This is a genomic window from Halomonas sp. PR-M31, assembly GCF_001039575.1.
Taxonomy (GTDB): Bacteria; Pseudomonadota; Gammaproteobacteria; order Pseudomonadales; family Halomonadaceae; genus Modicisalibacter.
Window position 1 is genome coordinate 49796 of sequence record NZ_JIBT01000028.1, and the last position, 20023, is coordinate 69818.

The window sequence follows — 20023 nt, forward strand, 5'->3', positions numbered from 1 at the left end:
GCTGAACAATATGCCGCGTATTGTCTCGATTCAGCTGCACCGCCACAATCGCTTTCCCGCCTCTTGATGGCTTTTACGTTTCGAGATGAACGAGCGACTACAGGAAAACGAGCAAAACGAGGGCGTGTTGTAAAAATACTCCAGTGACTTCTCTATTAGACTAATGGCGAATAATACTTCCGATTTGCTAGGGTACCCAACATCTCAAAAAGCGTGTGCTGCCGTCTGTAGCGTCCTGTATCGACACAGCGGTGAACGATGATACAGCCAGCAGCGCAGGCGCTATCTATTTCACAACGACCTAGGGGGTCTCTTGGAACAGTACATCGAATGGTTCGATCGTCTCGGCATGAACGATGTCGAGCGGGTAGGAGGCAAGAACGCCTCGTTGGGCGAAATGATCTCCAACTTGGCGGATGCTGGCGTCACCGTACCGGGCGGCTTTGCCACCACGGCCTTTGCCTACCGTGAGTTCCTGGCCCACGAAGGTCTCAACGAGCGTATAAACGACGCTTTGAACCGCCTCGACGTGGACGATGTAAAAGAACTGGCCCGGGTCGGCGCCGAGATTCGCCAGTGGGTCATCGACACGCCGCTGCCGCCGGCCTTCGAAAAAGCGCTGCAGGAAAGCTATCGGGAACTCGAATCCCGTCACGAAAACCTCAAGGTGGCAGTGCGCTCTTCCGCCACCGCGGAAGACTTGCCAGACGCCTCCTTTGCCGGCCAGCAGGAGACTTTCCTCAACATCGAAGGCTTCGAGAACGTCAAGCGCGCCGTGCACGAGGTATTTGCCTCGCTGTTCAACGATCGGGCGATCTCCTATCGCGTACATCAGGGCTTCGATCATGCACTGGTCGCGCTGTCCGCGGGCATCCAGAAAATGGTGCGCTCCGAAACCGGCGCCGCTGGGGTCATGTTCACCCTGGATACCGAGTCCGGTTACCGCGACGCAGTCTTCGTGACCGGCTCCTGGGGGCTCGGCGAGACCGTGGTGCAAGGCGCGGTCAATCCGGACGAGTTCTACGTTCACAAGTCGACCCTGGCTGCCGGACGCCCCGCCGTGCTGCGCCGCACCCTAGGCTCCAAGCTGATTAAGATGACCTATACCGAGGATGCCTCTGCCGGGCGTTCCGTGCAGACCATCGACGTGCCGGCGGCGGATCGGATGCGCTTTTGTCTCGACGATGAAGACGTCATGGCCCTGGCGCGTCAGGCAATGACCATCGAGAAGCACTATGGCCGCCCCATGGATATCGAATGGGCCCGGGATGGGGATGACGGTAAGCTCTACATCGTGCAGGCCCGTCCGGAAACCGTGGTTTCCAATCAGGAAGGCGGCAAGCTCGAACGTTTCCAGCTCAAGGAAAAGGGCCGCCTGGTGGTATCCGGTCGAGCCATCGGTCAGCGCATCGGACGCGGTGCGGTCAAGATCATCGAGACCCCGGAGCAGATGGACAAGGTTAACAACGGTGACATCCTGGTCACGGACATGACCGATCCGGACTGGGAGCCGGTGATGAAACGCGCCTCCGCCATCGTCACCAACCGTGGCGGTCGTACCTGCCATGCGGCGATCATCGCCCGGGAGCTGGGGATAGCCGCGGTGGTGGGCTGTGGTGATGCCACGCGAGTGCTCACCGACGGTCAGGAAGTAACGGTTTCCTGCGCCGAGGGTGACACCGGCCACGTCTACGAAGGGCTGCTGGACTTCGACTGCAAGACCTCAAGCGTCGATGCCATGCCGGACATTCCCTTCAAGATCATGATGAACGTGGGCAATCCGGATCGCGCCTTCAACTTTGCCTCGTTGCCTAACGCTGGTGTAGGGCTGGCACGCCTGGAATTCATCATCAACCGTATGATCGGCGTGCATCCCAAAGCATTGCTGGACTACGCCACGCTGCCAACGGATCTGCAGCAGGTCATCGATGCACGCACCGCCGGTTACGCCGATCCGGTGAGCTTCTACGTCGACAAGCTGGTGGAAGGTATCTCTACCCTAGCGGCGGCGTTCTACCCCAAGCGGGTCATCGTGCGCATGTCGGACTTCAAGTCCAACGAGTACGAGAACCTGATTGGTGGCAAGCTCTACGAGCCCGGGGAAGAGAACCCGATGCTGGGTTTCCGCGGTGCCTCGCGCTACATCTCCGAGTCCTTCCGTCCCTGTTTCGAGCTGGAGTGCCAAGCGATCAAGCGGGTGCGTGACGAAATGGGGCTGGATAACGTCGAGATCATGATTCCCTTCGTGCGCACCACGGATGAAGCCCGTGAAGTGGTCGAGCTGCTCGATACCGCCGGCCTCAAGCGCGGTGAGCGTGGTTTGCAGATCATCATGATGTGCGAGCTGCCGGCCAATGCGCTGCTGGCAGAGGAGTTCCTCGAGTACTTCGATGGCTTCTCCATTGGCTCCAACGATTTGACCCAGCTGACCCTGGGCCTGGATCGGGACTCGGGCATCGTGGCTCATCTGTTCGATGAGCGTAACCCGGCGGTGAAGAAGCTGCTGGCCATGGCCATCGCCGCCTGCAAGAAGCAGGGCAAGTATGTGGGTATCTGCGGTCAGGGGCCCTCGGACTACCCAGAGCTCGCCAAGTGGCTGATGGAGCAAGGGATCGATTCGGTATCGTTGAACCCAGACGCGGTGCTGGAGACGTGGTTCATGCTGGCGGGTGAAAAAATGGCCTGATCGCCTTCACAAGCAAGAAAAGCGCGCCCGGCTTATTTTCGAATAGGCCGGGCGTTTTCATTGTCACTGTCAGCCGCTATCAAGAACGCAGCCAGTTGCGAAGCTTTAAGAGTAATAGCTCACCGTCGCTGAGGGTTGCGCGTTCATCCAGTACTTCGTCAAGCAGATCGGGTCGGTCGGTGATGATGTTGTCGACGCCCAGATCGATCAGGCGCGACATTTCGCCTTGGCCGTTTACCGTCCATGTATGAAGCTCATACCCGTGACGCTGGGCGGTTCTGACGGTACCCGGAGTGACCCGATTGTGGCGCAGTCCCAAGGCATCGAAGAGTCGTAAATCCATGCCGCCTCGCACGACGAATTGAGCGAAGAGCGCGGTGCGAAGCTGCGGCGCAAGCCGCTTGGCCTCGGCAAGTGCAACCGGCGACAAGGAAGCCAGAATCACATTCTCATCGGGAACCTTTGATAGCCTGTCGATCACGGCGGCGGCAAGCGCCTTTTCATTCCCTCGAGCCGGTTTGAGCTCGACATAGAGCTTGATACGCCCTTTGGCCAGTCTGATGACTTCTTCAAGGGTGGGGATACGCATATCGACGAATACGTCTCCGAACCAGCTGCCTATATCGACCTGGCGTGCTTCTTCCAGGGTCATGTCGGACAAGGAGCGATTGAGCTTCGTCAGACGTCGAAGGTTATTGTCGTGAGAGATTACGACTTCGTTGTCTTGTGTCAGGCGCACATCGAACTCGATGTAATCTGCACCATCCTCGATGGCCTGCTCGAAGGCCGCAAGGGTATTTTCCGGCGCCTTGGCTGAGCTGCCGCGATGCGCGGTGATATCGACGCGATCGCGAATCTCGAAGCTTGTGAGTGCTGTTGCGGCCTGGCTTAACGCCAACGCCAGAATGATGGCCTCCGCCCCCCAGGCTACCCAGATCGGATAGCTGCTTTTGGGCGGCGCCTGAGGCCTGGGTTGGTGCTGTGCCAGGCGCAAATAGATGCAGGCTAGCAAGAGGCTATTGACCGCCACACCGATGAAAGTGACTGCCAGGGTCAGAAGGACGTAAATGGTCAGGTAAGCAAGCATCGCCGGAATCAGTATCGTGCTGCGCTCCGGTAGCCAGCCCAACAAGGGTGAGATCGACGCATCAAACAAGTTGGTAATGCCTATTGGCAAGGCAATGATCACCAGTACTGGGAGAGCGATCGGTAGCGTCAGGCGCCGTTTGTTTCCTTTGGTCAGCTCGTGACTACGGGCCAATGCACGACGCGTCGATACGTTTTCAAGGATCAATACCGGCAGGGCCAGGGACCAGCGTAGATAAAGTCCTGCCGCGAACCGGAGCCAAAGCAGAACGAAGGGCAGGCCACAGGCCAGGAATAGCCACCACTCTCGTGGCTTGACCCGCAGCACATAGTAGCTTTCCATTCCCCCGAGCAGCCATTGATAAAGCACCACTAGCGCAATGAGAAAAGGCAGTGCCAGCAGCAAATGAATGGCGACTTGCAGCAGCGCCAAGATGGTGATGGCCATAAATCGTCGGGCAACGTTCCACAGTGCTTCCAGCGCAATGCGATAGCGGCTGGCGTCGGGGCGCACCGCAACCAGCATCATGCCAGCCTGTTGCAGAAACAGGATCAGAAAGGCAGTTCCAATGGCGACCAGCAACCAGAGCAATCCCATCGGGGAAAGCGCGATATCGAGTAATTGACCATTGGTGAACACGGGACGCCCGATACGCTTCAGCAGCGCGGCCAGTGCTGTCGCGGATGCGGGCAGCAGCAAAGTGGTCGCCAGTAGCGTAAAGAACAGATGGTAGGCAAGCAGGGGTCGCCAGTGTTCGCGTAGCGAAGCCGTCACCGCCGTCAGCAGATGATGGGGCGTTAATATATGAGAGGGTTGATCAGACATGAAACAAGCGTCTCATTACATGGCAAGCATGACAAATGCCATGCTTGCAGGAGAGCTTGTGGAAAGGCGTTTATAGTCTATGGCTCAGTCGTCCAGCGCCAGGCGTTCTTTTGCAATCAAAATGCCGTTGTTATCGGCGTATAGCCACTGCCCCGGGTGAACGGTAACTCCGGCAAAGGTAACGGGAATGTCGCGCTGCCCTTCGCCACGTTTCTCGCTGCGTCTTGGATGAGCACTCAAGGCCTGCACGCCAAGCTCGATCTCCGCCAGTACCTCCACGTCCCGCACGCAGCCAAACATGACAACCCCGGCCCAGCCATTGGTCGCGGCCTTTTCCGCGAGCATATCGCCGAGCATCGCACAGCGCAGCGAGCCGCCAGCGTCCACCACCAGCACCGCTCCGTCACCGGGTTCGCTCACCGCTTCCTTGACCCGAGAGTTGTCCTCGAAGCACTTGACGGTCTTTATCGGACCATGAAAGGCATCAATGCCCCCAAAGTTGGCAAACAGAGGATCAAGAATCTGAACGTCCGGATAAGCATCGCAGATATCCGGTGTAACAATAACGGGCATGGCAGGCTCCTTGAGGTTGTCGTTGTCCTTGCGGCGCTTAGAATTTATAGCCTACCGAGGCGGTAAACGTATCGATCTTGTAGTCACTGTCGAAGTCATAGCGCTCGTATTCGGCCCGCACCAGCAGCGGATCGAAATCGAACTGAGCGCCGGCGCCATAGACCGGATCGGCGCCATCCTGATCATCCAGATCTGCATTCACGCCGCGCAGGCTGCCCTTGGCGTCGGTTTCCCATTTGGCGATACCCGCCTTGGCAAACAGCGTGAACCAGGAGGTGATGGGCAACTTGCCCAAGGCGCTTACTCCGTAGGCATAAGAATCCAGACTGGTACTATCACCTTCAATGCTTTTAATACGAGTGCGTCCGAGATCCGTATAGAAGAGTTCAGTTGCGAAATAGGGGTTGAACTCGAAGCCCACGAAACCCTTGAAGACATTATCGTCGTCATCGTGGAGATCGAAATCGTCGATACCATCGGAGATGAAGTCACCTACATCGCCGCCGCTGTTTTTCAAAGAGCCAAAGCCCGTGCCAATTCCAACATACAAGCCATCTGCGTTAGGCGCTGCCATTACCAATGGGGCAAAGGTAAGCATGACGGTAGACGCGCAAGAGGCGGCCACCAGTGTCTTGAGTTTCATGGGTACACTCCGAGATATTAACGCCAGCGGAATCCGTGATCATCAAACGGCACGCTGACAAGAACCGGCTTGTCGTCGGTAGATCGTTAGGCCTGAAATTAATCCGAACACTGTTCGGTTACAAGGTTGAAAGCCTCAAACAGCGTAAATTTTTGTTATAAAAAAAGCGCTCCGATCAACGGAGCGCTTCTGTGGTCGATTCGGAACCGCAAGGATTCCATCGATGTTGCGAGCATCGGAATCGATAGGTCATGCTTCCTGTGCGACAGGAATCACGTTTGAGGCTGCCTTCTGAAACGCCTCGATCTCATGAAAATTCATGTACCGGTAGATCTCTCCGGCCATGGCGTTGAACTCGCCCATGTACCCCTGGTATTCCTCGACCGTGGGGAGGCGACCCACGACCGCGGCGACTGCCGCCAGTTCTGCTGAGGCCAGGTAGACATTGGCACCATCTCCCAGACGATTGGGGAAATTACGGGTCGAGGTCGAGACCACGGTGGACTTTGGTGCTACGCGAGCCTGGTTGCCCATGCACAACGAACAACCCGGCATTTCCATCCGTGCGCCTGCGCGCCCATAAATCCCGTAGTAGCCTTCCTCGGTCAACTGATGTTGATCCATCCGGGTCGGCGGCGCCAGCCATAGACGCGTCTTTAGATTACCTGCCGGTTGCTTTTCCAGCAACTTCCCGGCGGCACGAAAATGGCCAATATTGGTCATGCAGGAGCCGATGAAGACTTCATCGATCTTCTCACCGGCAACCTCTGAAAGCAGCCGTGCATCGTCCGGGTCGTTGGGCGCGCACAGCACCGGCTCGGTAATGTCCGCAAGATCGATTTCGATGATCTCGGCGTACTCCGCATCCGCGTCGGCACGCATCAGGCTTGGATTGGCCAGCCACTCCTGCATTGCCAGAATGCGACGCTCCAGAGTACGACGATCGCCATAGCCATTGTCGATCATCCATTTGAGCAGCGTGACGTTGGAGGTCAGATACTCGCTGATGCTCTCTTCGGAAAGCGTGATGGTACAGCCGGCGGCACTACGCTCCGCGGAGGCGTCTGAAAGCTCAAACGCCTGTTCGGCGGTGAGATCCTCAAGCCCTTCGATTTCCAGTACTCGGCCGGAGAAAGCGTTCTTCTTGCCGGACTTCTCGACGGTCAACAAGCCTTGCTTGATGCCATACAGCGGAATGGCATGAACCAGATCCCGCAGGGTGATGCCGGGCTGGCGCTTGCCCTTGAAGCGCACCAGGATCGATTCCGGCATGTCCAGGGGCATGACGCCGGTGGCCGCGGCAAAGGCGACGAGACCCGAGCCCGCAGGAAACGAAATGCCCATGGGGAAGCGGGTGTGAGAATCACCGCCGGTGCCCACGGTGTCCGGCAGCAGCATACGGTTGAGCCAGGAGTGGATGATGCCGTCTCCCGGGCGCAGCGAAACGCCGCCGCGATTCATGATGAAGTCCGGCAGGGTGTGATGAGTTTCCACGTCCACGGGCTTAGGATAGGCGGCAGTATGACAGAACGACTGCATCACCAGATCCGCCTGGAAGCCAAGACAGGCCAGATCCTTCAATTCGTCCCGAGTCATGGGGCCAGTGGTGTCCTGAGAGCCGACGGTGGTCATTTTCGGCTCGCAGTACATGCCCGGGCGCACGCCTTCCATGCCGCAGGCCTTGCCGACCATTTTCTGGGCCAGAGTGAATCCCTTGCCGGTATCCGCGGGCTGCTCCGGCGTCTTGAATACCTCGGATGGACCCAGGCCGAGTTCGCTGCGCGCTTTGTCCGTCAGGCCGCGGCCGATGATCAATGGAATGCGGCCACCGGCACGCACTTCGTCGAGAATGACGCGAGTCTTGAGTTCAAACGTGCTCAGCACCTCGTTGGTATCGTGCTTGCAGACCTTGCCTTCATAGGGGTAGACATCAATGACGTCACCCATGGCCATCTTGGAGACGTCCATCTCGATGGGCAGGGCGCCGGCATCTTCCATAGTGTTGAAGAAGATCGGCGCTATTTTGCCACCGAAGCAGAAGCCGCCGGCCCGCTTGTTGGGCACGAAGGGAATGTCGTCGCCGAAGAACCACAGCACGGAGTTGGTGGCGGACTTGCGCGAAGAGCCGGTGCCCACGACGTCGCCCACGTAGGCCACCGGATAGCCCTTGGCCTTGACCGCTTCGATCTGCTCGAGGGGCCCCTTGGTGCCGGGCTCGAGTGGCTCGATACCCTCTCGGGGGTTCTTCAACATGGCATTGGCATGCAGCGGGATGTCCGGGCGGGACCAAGCATCCGGCGCCGGTGATAGGTCGTCGGTATTGGTTTCGCCGGGTACTTTGAAGACCGCCAGAGTGATCTTGTCGTCGAGCTTGGGTTTGGCCAGAAACCACTCGGCCTCGGCCCAGGATTGAAGAACATCCTTGGCAATCGCATTGCCCGTCCTGGCGCGTTCGGCCACGTCGTGAAAGGCATCGAACATCAGCAAAGTATGCTTGAGCTGTTCGCCGGCCTCCTTGGCAAGCGCCTCGTCATCAAGCAGCTCCACCAGAGTCGTGATGTTGTAGCCGCCCTGCATGGTACCCAGCAACTTGACCGCATGAATCTTGTCGATCAGCGGTGACTCGACTTCTCCTCTGGTGATAGCGCTCAAAAATCCCGCTTTGATGTAAGCCGCTTCATCGACACCCGGCGGTACACGATCGGTGATCAGCTCCAACAAGAACTGCTCTTCTCCTGGAGTGGGCAATTTGAGCAGTTCGATCAGCGCGATTGTCTGCTCCGCATTCAGCGGCTTGGGGGGTACTCCGCTGGCGGCACGCTCCTCGGCGTGATGACGATAGGCTTCAAGCACGATGGGATCCTTTTCGATGGTCAGGTAGCCATGGACGAAACCGCGACGAGGGGGCGTCATCGGCGCAGAATGAGCGCTTACAAGGTTTCGCTTATGGGGGCATGCATGGTACGAGAAATTGTCGACAATGTTAAGCAAGCCATCTCTCCAGCTGATTCGACGTTGGTTTGGCTCAGAATCACGCTTTTTACTTTTTTGTCTGTCGCTGGCCAAGGCTTGGCGCGCTACCATGGTTTACCGAGGAGAATAGAATGGGACAATCTATCGTTTCGCCCTGCGTTGGGCTTTGCTCCACGGCGCTTGGAGACCCCGTGTGCCGTGGCTGTCAACGCACTGAAGGCGAGATTCGTGATTGGTTCGGTTATGCGGACGATCAGCGCCGCAAGCGCATGATCGAACTAGACAGGTTGCGCGAGCGCATTGCGAGCGACTACCTGACAATCGAGAACGCCGCCTTACTGCAAACTCAGCTTGAGCGGTATCGTATTCGCTTTCGCGACGATCAACCGCCGCTGTCTCGTGCCGTCGAACTGCTACGCGTAGGGCGTACGCGTATTCGCGACCTTTCTCGCTACGGTTTGCAGCCCAAGGGTAAAGGGTTGCGACTTTCCGCCGATGAACTGCATGAGGCAATTACGCATGCATTGCTCGAGCGCGCTGAATCCCGCCGCCTGACCCTGGAGCTCGATTGATCCGAGATGATGAAAACGACGTCTGAATCCACTGCCATGTTGTTGCCTGCCGAGCTGCGGGCATTCTTGCCTTGCGCCACTCCTGAGGCTTGGATCGAAGCGGCGCTTGTCAATCCGAGTCTGCTGCTGATCGATCATGCCCAATGTGAGAAGAAGGCGGCCTCCACGGCGATGAGCCTAATGTATCGCTATGTCGAACATCCGTTGTTGCTGACCAAGATGTCCCAGCTTGCCCGGGAAGAGCTTTTGCATTTCGAACAGGTGGTCAAGCTCATGGAGGAACGTGGCGTTGCCTATCGCCATATCGGTGCATCGCGTTATGCCGCGGGTTTGCGTGAAGAGGTTCGCCGGGACGACCCGCAGCGGCTGATTGATGTGTTGATCGTGGGCGCCTTCATCGAAGCACGAAGCTGCGAGCGCTTTGCCTGTTTGATCCCGCATCTGGACGATGAATTAGGCAAGTTCTATCGTGGGTTAGTGAAGTCGGAGGGCCGTCACTACGAAGATTACCTGATGCTGGCGCGACACTACGCCACCGAGCCCATAGAAGAACGTATTGCTTTTTTTGCCGAACGGGAGAAAGCGCTGATCGAGGCACCCGATCCTGTTTTCCGATTTCATAGCGGACTGCCGCTGGCAGCCTGAATGAAAAATGCCTGAATGCTGAAGGCGCAGTAACAGGCCACTACATGACGGCATCACGACACTGTAGGAAACCATAACAATGATACGCGATACATCCGCCACGACTCAGCTGACACTGTTCGGCCACTTCTCGCTAAGCGTTGGTGACGACGTGCTGACGCAGTTTAGCTATGACAAGGTCAAGGCATTGCTGATTTACCTGCTGCTCAATGAACAGCAGGTCAATCGTGCAACGTTGGCGGAGTTGTTATGGCCTGATCAGGGGCTCTCTTCAGGACGTACCAATTTGCGCCACGCGCTGCATTGCCTGCGCCAGAGTTTGGGAGAGGAGGCGGATCAAGTACTGACGGTAACACGTCAGACCATCGCTTTTACGTTACCCCAGCAGTGGCGTCTGGATCTGCATCACGTCGAGCAGTTGCTGGCGGAGTCCGCCAGTACTCAGGGACTGGAACGGTTGCTGACGCTTTATCGCGGTGACCTTGCCGAAGAGCTGCAGCTCAACCAATGTGTCGATTATCAGCGTTGGCTGGTACGTCTTCGCGGCGAATGGCGCCAACGCGTCATAGCCTATGCGGAAAAAGTGTTGACCACGGCCAGTGAACTCGACGATGAGCTGTTGCGTACGTTGGTTAGCCGCTTTTCCGGGTATGCGCCTTTTCACGAACGACTGATGCATCAGTTGATCGATCAGGATCAGCCCGCTGCCGCCCATGAAGAATACAATGCCTATCTACAGCTGCTGGCGCTGTCCGGTCAGCAGCCGGACCCGGATATTCTGCACCTTGCCCGCCATTGGACCAATGGCAAAAGCGATGTCCAGCGACCTTCGTCCCAAACCGCTTACGTGCGCGCCCTCGATTCGGAAAGCGAACCGCTGCGTGACGATGAGATCGAGCAGCGTCAGCTGTCGGTCATGGCGATCAGGCTGCGTCTCAATGACGAGCGTGACCAGCGCCCTGAGGTGCGGGCCTGTTTGACGCTGCAGATCGAGTTGCTGCGATGGCTCGAGCAGCAGTGCCATCACCTGGGGGGGTTCTGGCTGCCCGGTGTTACCGGTGGCATGGGACTTGCCTGTTTCGGTACTCACGGACCGGCGCACCAGTTGGCTGAGCTGGTGGCGCTCTATGAGCATTGTCGTCGGGCCTTACCGGAAGAAATAACGCGTCATTGGAGTAACGAGACACCACCGCCTTCCTTCGATCTGGCGGCAGGCCTTGATAGCGGTCGCGTGGTTTATCTGCCCGAGCGCCGGCTGGTCGATCCTCTTGGCCAGGTCAGTCAGCGCGCGTTGGAATTGATGGGAGCCGCAGAGGGTAGCGAGCTCGTGATTTCCCAGGTGGCCAGTCAGCACATGCCGCCAGCGCTGGATCTTCAGCCTCGACTATCGACTCGCGTGCTGGCCTGTGATGGCAGGGTCCGCCTGCGTGCATTGGTGTTGGGTGTCAACATGAATGGACGCAATGCCCCGCAGCCAACCCTGATCGGCCGGGAGAACGCCTTGCGTAAACTGCGGGATGCGCTTGCGCGAGCGGGTATCGGTTTGCGTCAGAGTGTCCTGGTGCAGGGCGCCTCCGGTATGGGCAAATCCGCTTTGATGGTGGGGTTTCGTCAGTTGGAGCAGAGTCAGGATACTACTATCTGCTGGCAATCCATGACCCGTATGTCGATGCAAGAGCCCTATGGGGTGGCGTGTTCGATACTGCGCTGGTATGCAGGAGATGAGGCGAGCGGGGACGTACTGCAAGGGCTTTTGAGCGATAGCGTCGATGCGTCGATGCTAGAGGATGTGGAACGCTATCGCCTGTTGCAGCAAGCGCTACAGGTGACACCAGTCGATCAGGAAGTGTCGAAAGGGCTCGACGGTGAGTTCAACAATGAAGCGGTCGAGTTAGTCATTCGTTTGCTGCACCGTCTGATTGAGCGCGCCACTCGGGATAAGCCATTGGTCCTGATGATCGACGACCTGCAATGGATCGATGAGCTTTCCCTCAAGGTGCTGTCAGGTCTGCAGGCGCGGCTACCCATTAATTGTCCGTTCCTGCTTGTAGCCAGTATGCGCGGGCAGGAACCGCTACCCATCAGGCTGCATTGGGATCAGCAGATTCTGCTGACGCAGCTTGATGCGATTCAAGCGTCGCGTCTGTTGGTTCACCTGGCCAAGCACTATCGCTTACATCTCACGCCGCGACTGCGTAATCAGATTATCGAGCGCTGTGAAGGGGTACCGCTTTATCTGCAGGAAGTGTGTCGACGCCTTGACAGCAATCGTCGCGAAGGGCGCAGCCTGCAGATCGATGAGCTTCCACAAGGGTTGTTGGGACTGCTCGCCAGTCGTATCGATCAGCTTGATAGCGATCGTCCGGTCGCCCACGCCGCTGCCGTGCTCGGACGTCAATTCCGGCTCGATTTTCTACGCCAGTGCAGCCCCGTCGAAGAGGCTCAGCTCAAGCTGGCACTTGAGCAGATGCAGCGTCTTGAGATTATCGAAGCCTGCAATGCGCAGGGCGAGTATGACTATCAGTTTACCCACCCCCTATTGCAGGAAGCGGCCTATTTATCTTGCCCCACGGATATCAGAGAGACGATTCACCAGCAGGTGGTGACGCTGATCGAAGAGCACTATCCCATCTATATCAGCCGTCATCCTGACGATTTTGCCCTGCATTTACATAGAAGCGGCTACCATGCGCGGGGCGCGCGTTATTTCGAACTGGCTGCTCGGGAAGCCTTGAAGATAAGCGCCAATCGCATGGCCATTCGCATGGCGGACGCGGGCTTGACGAGCCTGCAAAGCGTACACGGCCAGGAAGAACGTGAAATCAGCCTTCTCACCGTCAAGGGGCAGGCCGCTCTGGCGCTGGAAGGGCATGGTTCTCCTACTGCTCATGACAGCTTCGTGCGTGCCCGAGAGGTGCTTGAAAAGACACCTAGCGTCGACGAAGAAACCGAGCTCGAGCAGCGGTTTCTAGTTAATTGGGGGCTCTGGGTAGGCTGCAGCCAGCGTCATGCCAACGCCGATGCCTTTTCTCTGGCGTCACGCTTGACTACGCTGGCACGGCTACTTCCGGACCCGCGCTATGCACGTCTGGCGGAATATGCCCAGGCGCACTGCGAGTACTGGGCCGGCCGACTGCGTCAAGCCCACGATCATCTGCGTGAGATCGATCCGTTGAATCAGCCGATGATGATCGAGTGGTTGCCGTTCTCCGATCATCCTCAGATTGCGGCCGCTTGTTATCAAGGATGGACGCTGTGTCTGCGGGGCGATTATCGGACGGCGGAGCAGCAGGTAGAGGCTGCCATTCGACTGGCGGAACATCTCAAGCACCCGGGGTCGCTCGCCATGGCGTTGATGTTCGCCGCTACCATCTATCGTCAGCTGGGTCACGTTCATCTGGCCGGAAGCCGGGCCGAGCGTGCTTTTGGCTTGACCCATACCGCCGACCTGCACCTTTGGCATGTGAGCGCCCAGTGTACGTCAGGATGGTACAAGGCGATGCAGGGAGACCCGACGGGCCTGGCGACAATAGAGAGTGGGCTTGACGAGCTTGCCGAAATGGTCGGACGCGATCGTTATCAGCGCCCCAACCTATGGTATGTGGACGCCTGTCTGGCGCTGGATGAGTTGACCCGAGCGGAAGATTATCTGGATCAGTGCCTGCTGGTCGCTCGAGAGCGCAACTCGCTTTATGTGCCTGAGCTATCGGTACGGCTGGCAAGCGTACGACTCAAGCGGGAACGCTCGGCTGCCTCGGTGCGTAGCCTGGTGGAGCAGGCCCGGGCCTTGGCCCGGGAGCATGGCAATATTCACCACCTGCTGTTTGCACTCGAGCTGTGGTTGGAACGTATTGAGCCCGGCGATCGCGAGGCCCGGGACGAGTTTCGTCAGCTGCTGGAAGAGGTTTGCAAGACCGATGCGCCGGTATTGATGCGTTGGCGCCTGTTGCTCGATCGTCAGGAGTCGCCTAGCAGGCGACATCCCAGCCGCAGTGTCTGATCGCCACAGGCAAGCGATCTTGAGAGTCAGTAGCTAAAATGTCTTAGCTCTGGCTCGCCGCCGTTCTCAAGGCGAATATCCCAGCCCTGATCGCTTTTCCAGTCACCCAAAACGAAACGTTTTGCCGGCTCGCCCTCGATATCGAGAGCGTGTACGTCAGGTCGATGGGTATGCCCGTGGATGAGGGTTCGCACTTGATGCTCCTGCATGACCTTGACGACTTCCCCTGGGGTCACATCCATGATGTCCTGAGCCTTGTTGGAATTGGCCTCACCGGATTGATTGCGTAGATTGCGCGCCAGTTCGAGGCGCTCTTGCACCGGTAGCGCCAGGATCTGGGCCTGCCACTGTGGATCCCGGGTCATGGCGCGAAATTTCATGTATTCCTCATCCCGAGTGCATAGGCTGTCGCCATGCATCAGCAGTATCCGCTTCCCATCCAGTTCCAGCAGATGAGGGTCGGGCAGCAGGGTAACTCCGCAGGCCTTGGCGAAGTCTTCACCGATAAGAAAATCCCGGTTGCCGTGCATGAAGTAAACTTGAGTGCCGGCATCGCCGAGACGTTTGAGCGCTTCAAGGATGGGCGCCTCGAAATCGCCGTTGAGATGATAGTCGTCACCGATCCAAGCCTCGAAGAGATCTCCCAGGATATAAAGCGCTTGCGCTTTTTGGGCTGAATGCTTGAGATAGTCGAGAAACCCCCGAGCGATCTCGGGCGCTCCCGGGTGCAGGTGCAGATCTGAAATGAGAAGTGTGGTCATGGAGTACGGGTCGGTCGTATGGCGTGGAGAGTAAGCCCGCCTTAACGGGCTGTGGGGCTTATTCGACGATCTCGGCGCTCTGAATCATGACATCCTCGACGGGTACGTCCGCGTGCATGCCGCGTCGGGTCGTTGGAAGTGTCTTGATTTTCTCCACCACCTCCATGCCATCGACCACCTTGGCGAACACGCAATAGCCCCAGCCTTGCAGGTTCTTGCCGCGATGATCAAGAAACTCGTTGTCGGCGACATTGATGAAGAACTGGGCGGTAGCGGAGTGCGGATCCTGGGTACGCGCCATGGCGACGCTACCCGTGACGTTTTTCAAGCCGTTATCCGCCTCGTTTTCAATGGGTTCCCGCGTGGGCTTTTGCTCGAAATCGCTATCGAAGCCGCCCCCCTGAACCATGAAGCCATCGATGACGCGGTGGAAGAGGGTGTTGTCGTAATGGCCGTCACGCACGTACTGCTCGAAATTGGCCGCAGTCTTGGGCGCATTGTCGTAATCCAGTTCGAGGTGGATGTCACCGTAATTGGTGTGCAGGACGATCATAGAAGTTTCCCGGTCAGTCTGAATGGTGCGCCTTGGCGAAGCGCGCAGGCGTCGCGCTATAATAGCGGTTTTGAATCGACGTGCGAAAGCAACTGACAATCTTCGACCCGTCGTTTCACCATTCGGGGAGCGCGCAGGCATCCGTTCAGTGTTTCCCTAGCGACTTACAGAGGTTCATCGATCCCCCATGAGCACCGAGAGTACCGAAAGCGCCAGTGCCCCGAACTTCATCCATAACCAGATTCTCGAGGAAGTCGAGGCAGGTACCGTCGAGAGGATCGTTACGCGATTCCCGCCGGAGCCCAACGGCTTTTTGCACATTGGTCATGCCAAGTCCATCTGTCTGAATTTCGGTCTCGCCGAGCAGTTTGGCGGCGACTGCCATCTGCGTTTCGACGATACCAACCCGGCCAAGGAGGAGCAGGTCTATATCGACGCCATCAAGGCGGACGTGGAGTGGCTGGGCTTTCATTGGGCAGGCAAGGTACGTTTCGCCTCGAGCTATTTCGATCAGCTTTATGAGTGGGCTCAGCATCTAATTCGTGAAGACAAGGCCTATGTGATGATCTTTCCGCAGACGAGATCCGCGAATATCGTGGCACTCTGACAGAGCCAGGTCGACCAAGCCCATATCGAGAACGCAGCGTTGATGAGAACCTGGATCTGCTCGAGCGCATGCGCCGCGGCGAATTCGCCCAGGGCGAAAAGGTGCTGCGGGCCAAGATCGACATGGCATCCCCCAACATCAATCTGCGCGATCCGACACTTTATCGTATTCGTCATGCCAGCCATCATCAGACCGGTGACAAGTGGAAGATTTACCCTTCCTATGATTTTACCCACGGTCAGTCGGATGCCATCGAAGGAGTGACTCACTCGATCTGCACCCTGGAGTTCGAGGATCATCGTCCGCTCTACGAATGGTTCCTGAACAACCTACCGGTGCCGGCCAAGCCACGTCAGATCGAGTTTGCTCGTCTGAATCTCAATTACACCGTGACCTCCAAGCGCAAACTCAAGCTGCTGGTGGATCAGGGTATCGTCGATGGCTGGGACGATCCGCGCATGCCGACGATCTCCGGCATGCGTCGTCGAGGCTATACGCCGGGTTCGATCCGCAAGTTCTGCGACATGATCGGCGTTACTCGGGCGGATGGCGGTATGGTCGAGATTGGCATGCTTTATCACGCCATCCGTTCGGATCTCGAAGACAATGCCCCACGGGCGATGTGCGTACTCAATCCGCTCAAGGTGGTGCTGACCAATGTGCCTGAAGATCACGAAGAGATCTTTGAAGTGCCCGGTCATCCAGCACGGGAAGACATGGGTCTGCGCAAGCTGCCGTTTACCCGAGAGATCTGGATTGATGCGGAGGATTTTCTGGAAGAGCCGCCGAAGAAATTCTTCCGACTGGCACCGGATAAAGAGGTGCGCTTGCGCAACGGCTATGTGATTCGCTGCGACGAGGTGATCAAAAGCGATACAGGGGAAATCGAAGAACTGCGCTGCAGCGTAGATTTCGACACCCTGGGCAAAAACCCGGAAGGACGCAAGGTCAAGGGCGTGATTCATTGGGTCAGCGCGGAACATGCGGTGCCCGTCGAGGTGCGTCTGTACGACAATCTGTTCCAGATCGAGGCGCCGGACAGGGATCGAGACGTGGATTTCCTCGATCATCTCAGCGATGAATCGCTCACGGTGGTAACGGCCTATGGTGAACCAAGCCTTGCGGACGTAGAGCCTGAAACACGCTATCAGTTCGAGCGGGTGGGCTATTTCTGTGCCGATCGGCATGCTAGCGCCGAAGGTCGGCGTGTCTTCAATCGCACCGTAGGCTTGAAGGATACCTGGGCAAAGATTCAGAAGAAGGGTTGAGCGCGATATGCAAATCTACAATACCCTGACCCGGCGCAAGGAAGCCTTTGAGCCCATCGAGCCAGGCAAGATACGCATGTACGTGTGCGGCATCACCGTCTATGACTACTGTCATATCGGTCACGCTCGGGTCATGGTGGCCTTCGATGTGATCACTCGCTATCTGCGTAGCCGAGGGTTCGAAGTCGATTACGTTCGCAATATCACCGATATCGACGACAAGATATTGAAACGGGCGGAGGAAAACGCCGAGAGCATCGATAGTTTGACCCAGCGCATGATCGACGCCATGCATGAAGACGAAGAACACCTTGGCGTACTGCGACCGGATCATGAGCCTCGGGCAACTGCCTATATCGATGAAATCCAGGCAATGATCGAGCGCTTGATCGGTAAGGGTTACGCCTATGCCGCAGATAACGGTGACGTTTATTATCGGGTGCGCCGCTTCGAGGGCTACGGCAAGCTAAATAATCGGGATCTGGACGAAATGCGCTCTGGGGTTCGCGTCGAGGTCGACGAGCACAAGGAAGATCCGCTGGATTTCGTGCTGTGGAAGGCGGCCAAAGCCGGCGAGGCAAGCTGGTCCTCGCCTTGGGGCGAAGGTCGTCCGGGGTGGCATATCGAGTGCTCCGCGATGTCCACCTGTTGCCTGGGTGACACCTTCGACATTCACGGTGGCGGGCCGGATCTGACCTTTCCTCACCATGAGAACGAGATCGCCCAGAGCGAGGCGGCCACCGGCAAGCCTTACGTCAATACCTGGATGCATGCCGGTGCAGTGCGAGTCGATCAGCAGAAGATGTCCAAGTCCCTGGGCAACTTCTTCACCATTCGCGATGTGCTCGAAGTGCATGATCCGGAGGTGGTGCGCTATCTGCTGCTGGCGAGCCACTACCGCAGCCCGATCAACTATGCTCCGGATGCCCTGGTTGAGGCGCGTAAATCCCTTGAACGCTTCTATAACGCTCTAGAAGGCATAAATCCTGCGCGTGGAGAGGTGGTGCCGCGTTTTGCTGAGCGTTTTACCGCTGCCATGGATGACGATTTCAATACGCCGGAAGCGCTTGCAGCGCTGTTCGACTTGGCACGGGAACTGAACAGGGCCAAGAAGGAGGTGCCGGATCAGGCGCCGGCGTTGGCTTTTGAGCTTAAGCGGTTAGGAGAAATTCTGGGATTGTTTGCTCATGATCCTGCTACGTTCCTCAAGACCGGGGCCCAGGCGCTATCGATTTCCAATGAGGAAATAGAGGCGCGTATCCAGGCACGAGCCGATGCCAAGAAAGCCCGGGATTTCGGTGAGGCCGATCGTATCCGAGACGAACTGGCAGCCCTGGGAGTCGTACTCAAGGACTCCCGCGAAGGCACCACCTGGGTATTCGAGCAGTAGCTTTCAACAATGGCTATTGTTTGGCGTTGTCCGCGGCATCGTGCAGTTCCGCCGCGTACAGCGTGTTCTCGAGTAACGAGGCCACCGTCATCGGGCCGACGCCACCGGGTACTGGCGTGATGTAGCTGGCCCGGGCGGCGGCGGACTCGAATTCGATATCACCGATCAGATGGCCATCTTCCTGTCGATTGATGCCCACATCGATCACGATCGCCCCTTCTTTTATCCACTCGCCCTTGACCAATCCCGGCTGACCCACTGCGGCAACCACGAGATCCGCGCGGCGTACGTGTTCCTCCAGATCGTGGGTAAAGCGATGACAGACCGTCGTCGTGCAGCCGGCCAGCATGAGTTCCATAGACATGGGACGACCCACGATATTCGAAGCGCCCACGACGGTCGCGTTCAGCCCCCGGGTGCTGAGATCGCTTTCCTGCAGCAGGGTCATGACGCCTTTGGGTGTGCAAGGACGCAGCAGCGGTAGACGCTGGGCAAGACGTCCAAGATTGTAAGGGTGAAAGCCATCCACGTCCTTGTCTGGCCGGATGCGCTCAAGGATCGGTCGCTCATCGAGCTGTTGTGGCAACGGTAGCTGTACCAGTATGCCGTCCACGGCGGGGTCTGCATTCATGTCATCGACCAGTGCTTCCAGAGTCTGCTGCGAAGTATCGGCTGGCAACTGATGCATGAAGGAGTGAATGCCCGCCTCTTCGCAGGCGCGGTGCTTGTTACGCACATAAATTTCTGAGGCCGGATCGTCGCCCACCAAGACGACGGCGAGGCCGGGAATGCGACGTCCATCGCGACGGCGCGTTTCCACTTGACGAGCGACCTGGTGACGTACCTTTTCGGCAATGGCCTTGCCGTCGATCAGTTGTGCGGGCATCAAGAATTCCTATGGTGCAGTTCAGAAGGTCGCGCTTCGATGAAACTTGTGAAGGAAAAGCGAAGTGGCGATTTTCGCATGGGCGGCGTCCGGCTCAAAATTTCTTGTCCTTTGACTATCTAACGGCACTTGAGGCCTAGTACTTGACCATAAGGCAATCTAGCGTAGAATACGCATCGCTTGAGCACGCCTCTGAGGTGTCGTTCAAACGGTGGCAACATGCCAACGGGGTATAGCGCAGTCTGGTAGCGCGCCTGCTTTGGGAGCAGGATGTCGGGGGTTCGAATCCCTCTACCCCGACCACTTCATTGAAGCCGTTCGTTTTCAATGAGGCTGTGGCAAGCGGCTCAGGGTCACGACCATGCGCCTATAGCTCAATCGGATAGAGCAACGGCCTTCTAAGCCGTAGGTTGCAGGTTCGAGTCCTGCTGGGCGCGCCAAAATCTGGCAAGACGGCAGATATCTGGCGTTCCCGGTCAATGTCGGTATTCGATATGGTGGATGTAGCTCAGTGGTAGAGCCCCGGATTGTGGCTCCGGTGGTCGTGGGTTCGA

General features: G+C 57.6%; 12 protein-coding genes, 2 tRNA genes and 1 pseudogene. 8 read left to right on the plus strand and 7 right to left on the minus strand.

Features of this window, described 5'->3' with window-relative positions; translation table 11 throughout:
• The first annotated feature begins 313 nt into the window (after positions 1-313).
• Positions 314-2686, plus strand: coding sequence for a phosphoenolpyruvate synthase (ppsA, locus tag CH74_RS08435; protein WP_048307024.1), 2373 nt, complete (start codon positions 314-316; stop codon positions 2684-2686).
• A 79-nt stretch (positions 2687-2765) separates the two neighbouring features.
• On the opposite strand, the gene CH74_RS08440 is transcribed toward ppsA, so the two are convergent.
• From CH74_RS08440 to acnB, 4 genes are all read right to left on the minus strand, one after another.
• Positions 2766-4598, minus strand: coding sequence for a glycerophosphodiester phosphodiesterase family protein (locus tag CH74_RS08440; protein ID WP_048307025.1), 1833 nt, complete (start codon positions 4596-4598; stop codon positions 2766-2768).
• Positions 4599-4682: 84 nt separating this feature from the next.
• Entirely contained in the window at positions 4683-5171 is a 489-nt protein-coding gene (gene rraA, locus CH74_RS08445; RefSeq protein ID WP_048307026.1) for a ribonuclease E activity regulator RraA, read from the minus strand.
• A gap of 37 nt (positions 5172-5208) precedes the next feature.
• On the minus strand, positions 5209-5814 hold the full coding sequence (locus tag CH74_RS08450; protein WP_048307027.1) for a porin family protein: 606 nt from the start codon (positions 5812-5814) through the stop codon (positions 5209-5211).
• Between the two features lie 249 nt (positions 5815-6063).
• Positions 6064-8667, minus strand: a complete 2604-nt coding sequence (gene acnB / locus CH74_RS08455; protein WP_048307040.1) for a bifunctional aconitate hydratase 2/2-methylisocitrate dehydratase — start codon at positions 8665-8667, stop codon at positions 6064-6066.
• A gap of 251 nt (positions 8668-8918) precedes the next feature.
• Here acnB and CH74_RS08460 point away from each other — a divergent pair, with 251 nt between their 5' ends.
• From CH74_RS08460 to CH74_RS08470, 3 genes are all read left to right on the plus strand, one after another.
• The gene (locus CH74_RS08460) at positions 8919-9359 is read left to right on the plus strand and encodes a DUF1289 domain-containing protein (protein ID WP_048307028.1); all 441 of its coding nucleotides are present in this window, start codon (positions 8919-8921) and stop codon (positions 9357-9359) included.
• 9 nt (positions 9360-9368) lie between these two features.
• Positions 9369-10004, plus strand: a complete 636-nt coding sequence (locus CH74_RS08465; RefSeq protein WP_156181441.1) for a tRNA-(ms[2]io[6]A)-hydroxylase — start codon at positions 9369-9371, stop codon at positions 10002-10004.
• A gap of 79 nt (positions 10005-10083) precedes the next feature.
• A complete protein-coding gene (locus tag CH74_RS08470; RefSeq protein WP_156181443.1) occupies positions 10084-14004 on the plus strand; it encodes an AAA family ATPase in 3921 nt (1306 codons plus the stop codon).
• A 26-nt stretch (positions 14005-14030) separates the two neighbouring features.
• Here CH74_RS08470 and CH74_RS08475 read toward each other — a convergent pair whose 3' ends face one another.
• Positions 14031-14765 (minus strand): UDP-2,3-diacylglucosamine diphosphatase, encoded by a 735-nt coding sequence (locus tag CH74_RS08475; protein WP_048307031.1) that lies wholly within the window; start codon positions 14763-14765, stop codon positions 14031-14033.
• A 58-nt stretch (positions 14766-14823) separates the two neighbouring features.
• Positions 14824-15318: a peptidylprolyl isomerase gene (locus CH74_RS08480; protein ID WP_048307032.1), complete on the minus strand. Its 495-nt coding sequence runs from the start codon at positions 15316-15318 to the stop codon at positions 14824-14826.
• Positions 15319-15505: 187 nt separating this feature from the next.
• Here CH74_RS08480 and CH74_RS08485 point away from each other — a divergent pair.
• Both CH74_RS08485 and cysS read left to right on the plus strand, forming a co-directional pair.
• Positions 15506-17193 (plus strand): annotated as a pseudogene (locus CH74_RS08485) (glutamine--tRNA ligase/YqeY domain fusion protein).
• Positions 17194-17200: 7 nt separating this feature from the next.
• Positions 17201-18583: a cysteine--tRNA ligase gene (gene cysS, locus CH74_RS08490; protein WP_048307033.1), complete on the plus strand. Its 1383-nt coding sequence runs from the start codon at positions 17201-17203 to the stop codon at positions 18581-18583.
• A 13-nt stretch (positions 18584-18596) separates the two neighbouring features.
• On the opposite strand, the gene folD is transcribed toward cysS, so the two are convergent.
• Positions 18597-19469, minus strand: a complete 873-nt coding sequence (gene folD, locus CH74_RS08495; protein ID WP_048307034.1) for a bifunctional methylenetetrahydrofolate dehydrogenase/methenyltetrahydrofolate cyclohydrolase FolD — start codon at positions 19467-19469, stop codon at positions 18597-18599.
• A 226-nt stretch (positions 19470-19695) separates the two neighbouring features.
• Here folD and CH74_RS08500 point away from each other — a divergent pair.
• Both CH74_RS08500 and CH74_RS08505 read left to right on the plus strand, forming a co-directional pair.
• Positions 19696-19772, plus strand: a tRNA-Pro gene (locus tag CH74_RS08500).
• A 60-nt stretch (positions 19773-19832) separates the two neighbouring features.
• Positions 19833-19909: transfer RNA gene (locus CH74_RS08505), tRNA-Arg, on the plus strand.
• Positions 19910-20023 lie beyond the last annotated feature (114 nt).

What these genes read in the sequence shown, in the direction of transcription:
- CH74_RS08440 (WP_048307025.1), bottom strand. Translation starts at nt 4,598, where the DNA reads ATGTCTGATCAACCCTCTCATATATTAACGCCCCATCATCTGCTGACG.
- rraA (WP_048307026.1), bottom strand. Translation starts at nt 5,171, where the DNA reads ATGCCCGTTATTGTTACACCGGATATCTGCGATGCTTATCCGGACGTT.
- CH74_RS08450 (WP_048307027.1), bottom strand. Translation starts at nt 5,814, where the DNA reads ATGAAACTCAAGACACTGGTGGCCGCCTCTTGCGCGTCTACCGTCATG.
- CH74_RS08460 (WP_048307028.1), top strand. Translation starts at nt 8,919, where the DNA reads ATGGGACAATCTATCGTTTCGCCCTGCGTTGGGCTTTGCTCCACGGCG.
- CH74_RS08465 (WP_156181441.1), top strand. Translation starts at nt 9,369, where the DNA reads ATGAAAACGACGTCTGAATCCACTGCCATGTTGTTGCCTGCCGAGCTG.
- CH74_RS08470 (WP_156181443.1), top strand. Translation starts at nt 10,084, where the DNA reads ATGATACGCGATACATCCGCCACGACTCAGCTGACACTGTTCGGCCAC.
- CH74_RS08475 (WP_048307031.1), bottom strand. Translation starts at nt 14,765, where the DNA reads ATGACCACACTTCTCATTTCAGATCTGCACCTGCACCCGGGAGCGCCC.
- CH74_RS08480 (WP_048307032.1), bottom strand. Translation starts at nt 15,318, where the DNA reads ATGATCGTCCTGCACACCAATTACGGTGACATCCACCTCGAACTGGAT.
- cysS (WP_048307033.1), top strand. Translation starts at nt 17,201, where the DNA reads ATGCAAATCTACAATACCCTGACCCGGCGCAAGGAAGCCTTTGAGCCC.
- folD (WP_048307034.1), bottom strand. Translation starts at nt 19,469, where the DNA reads ATGCCCGCACAACTGATCGACGGCAAGGCCATTGCCGAAAAGGTACGT.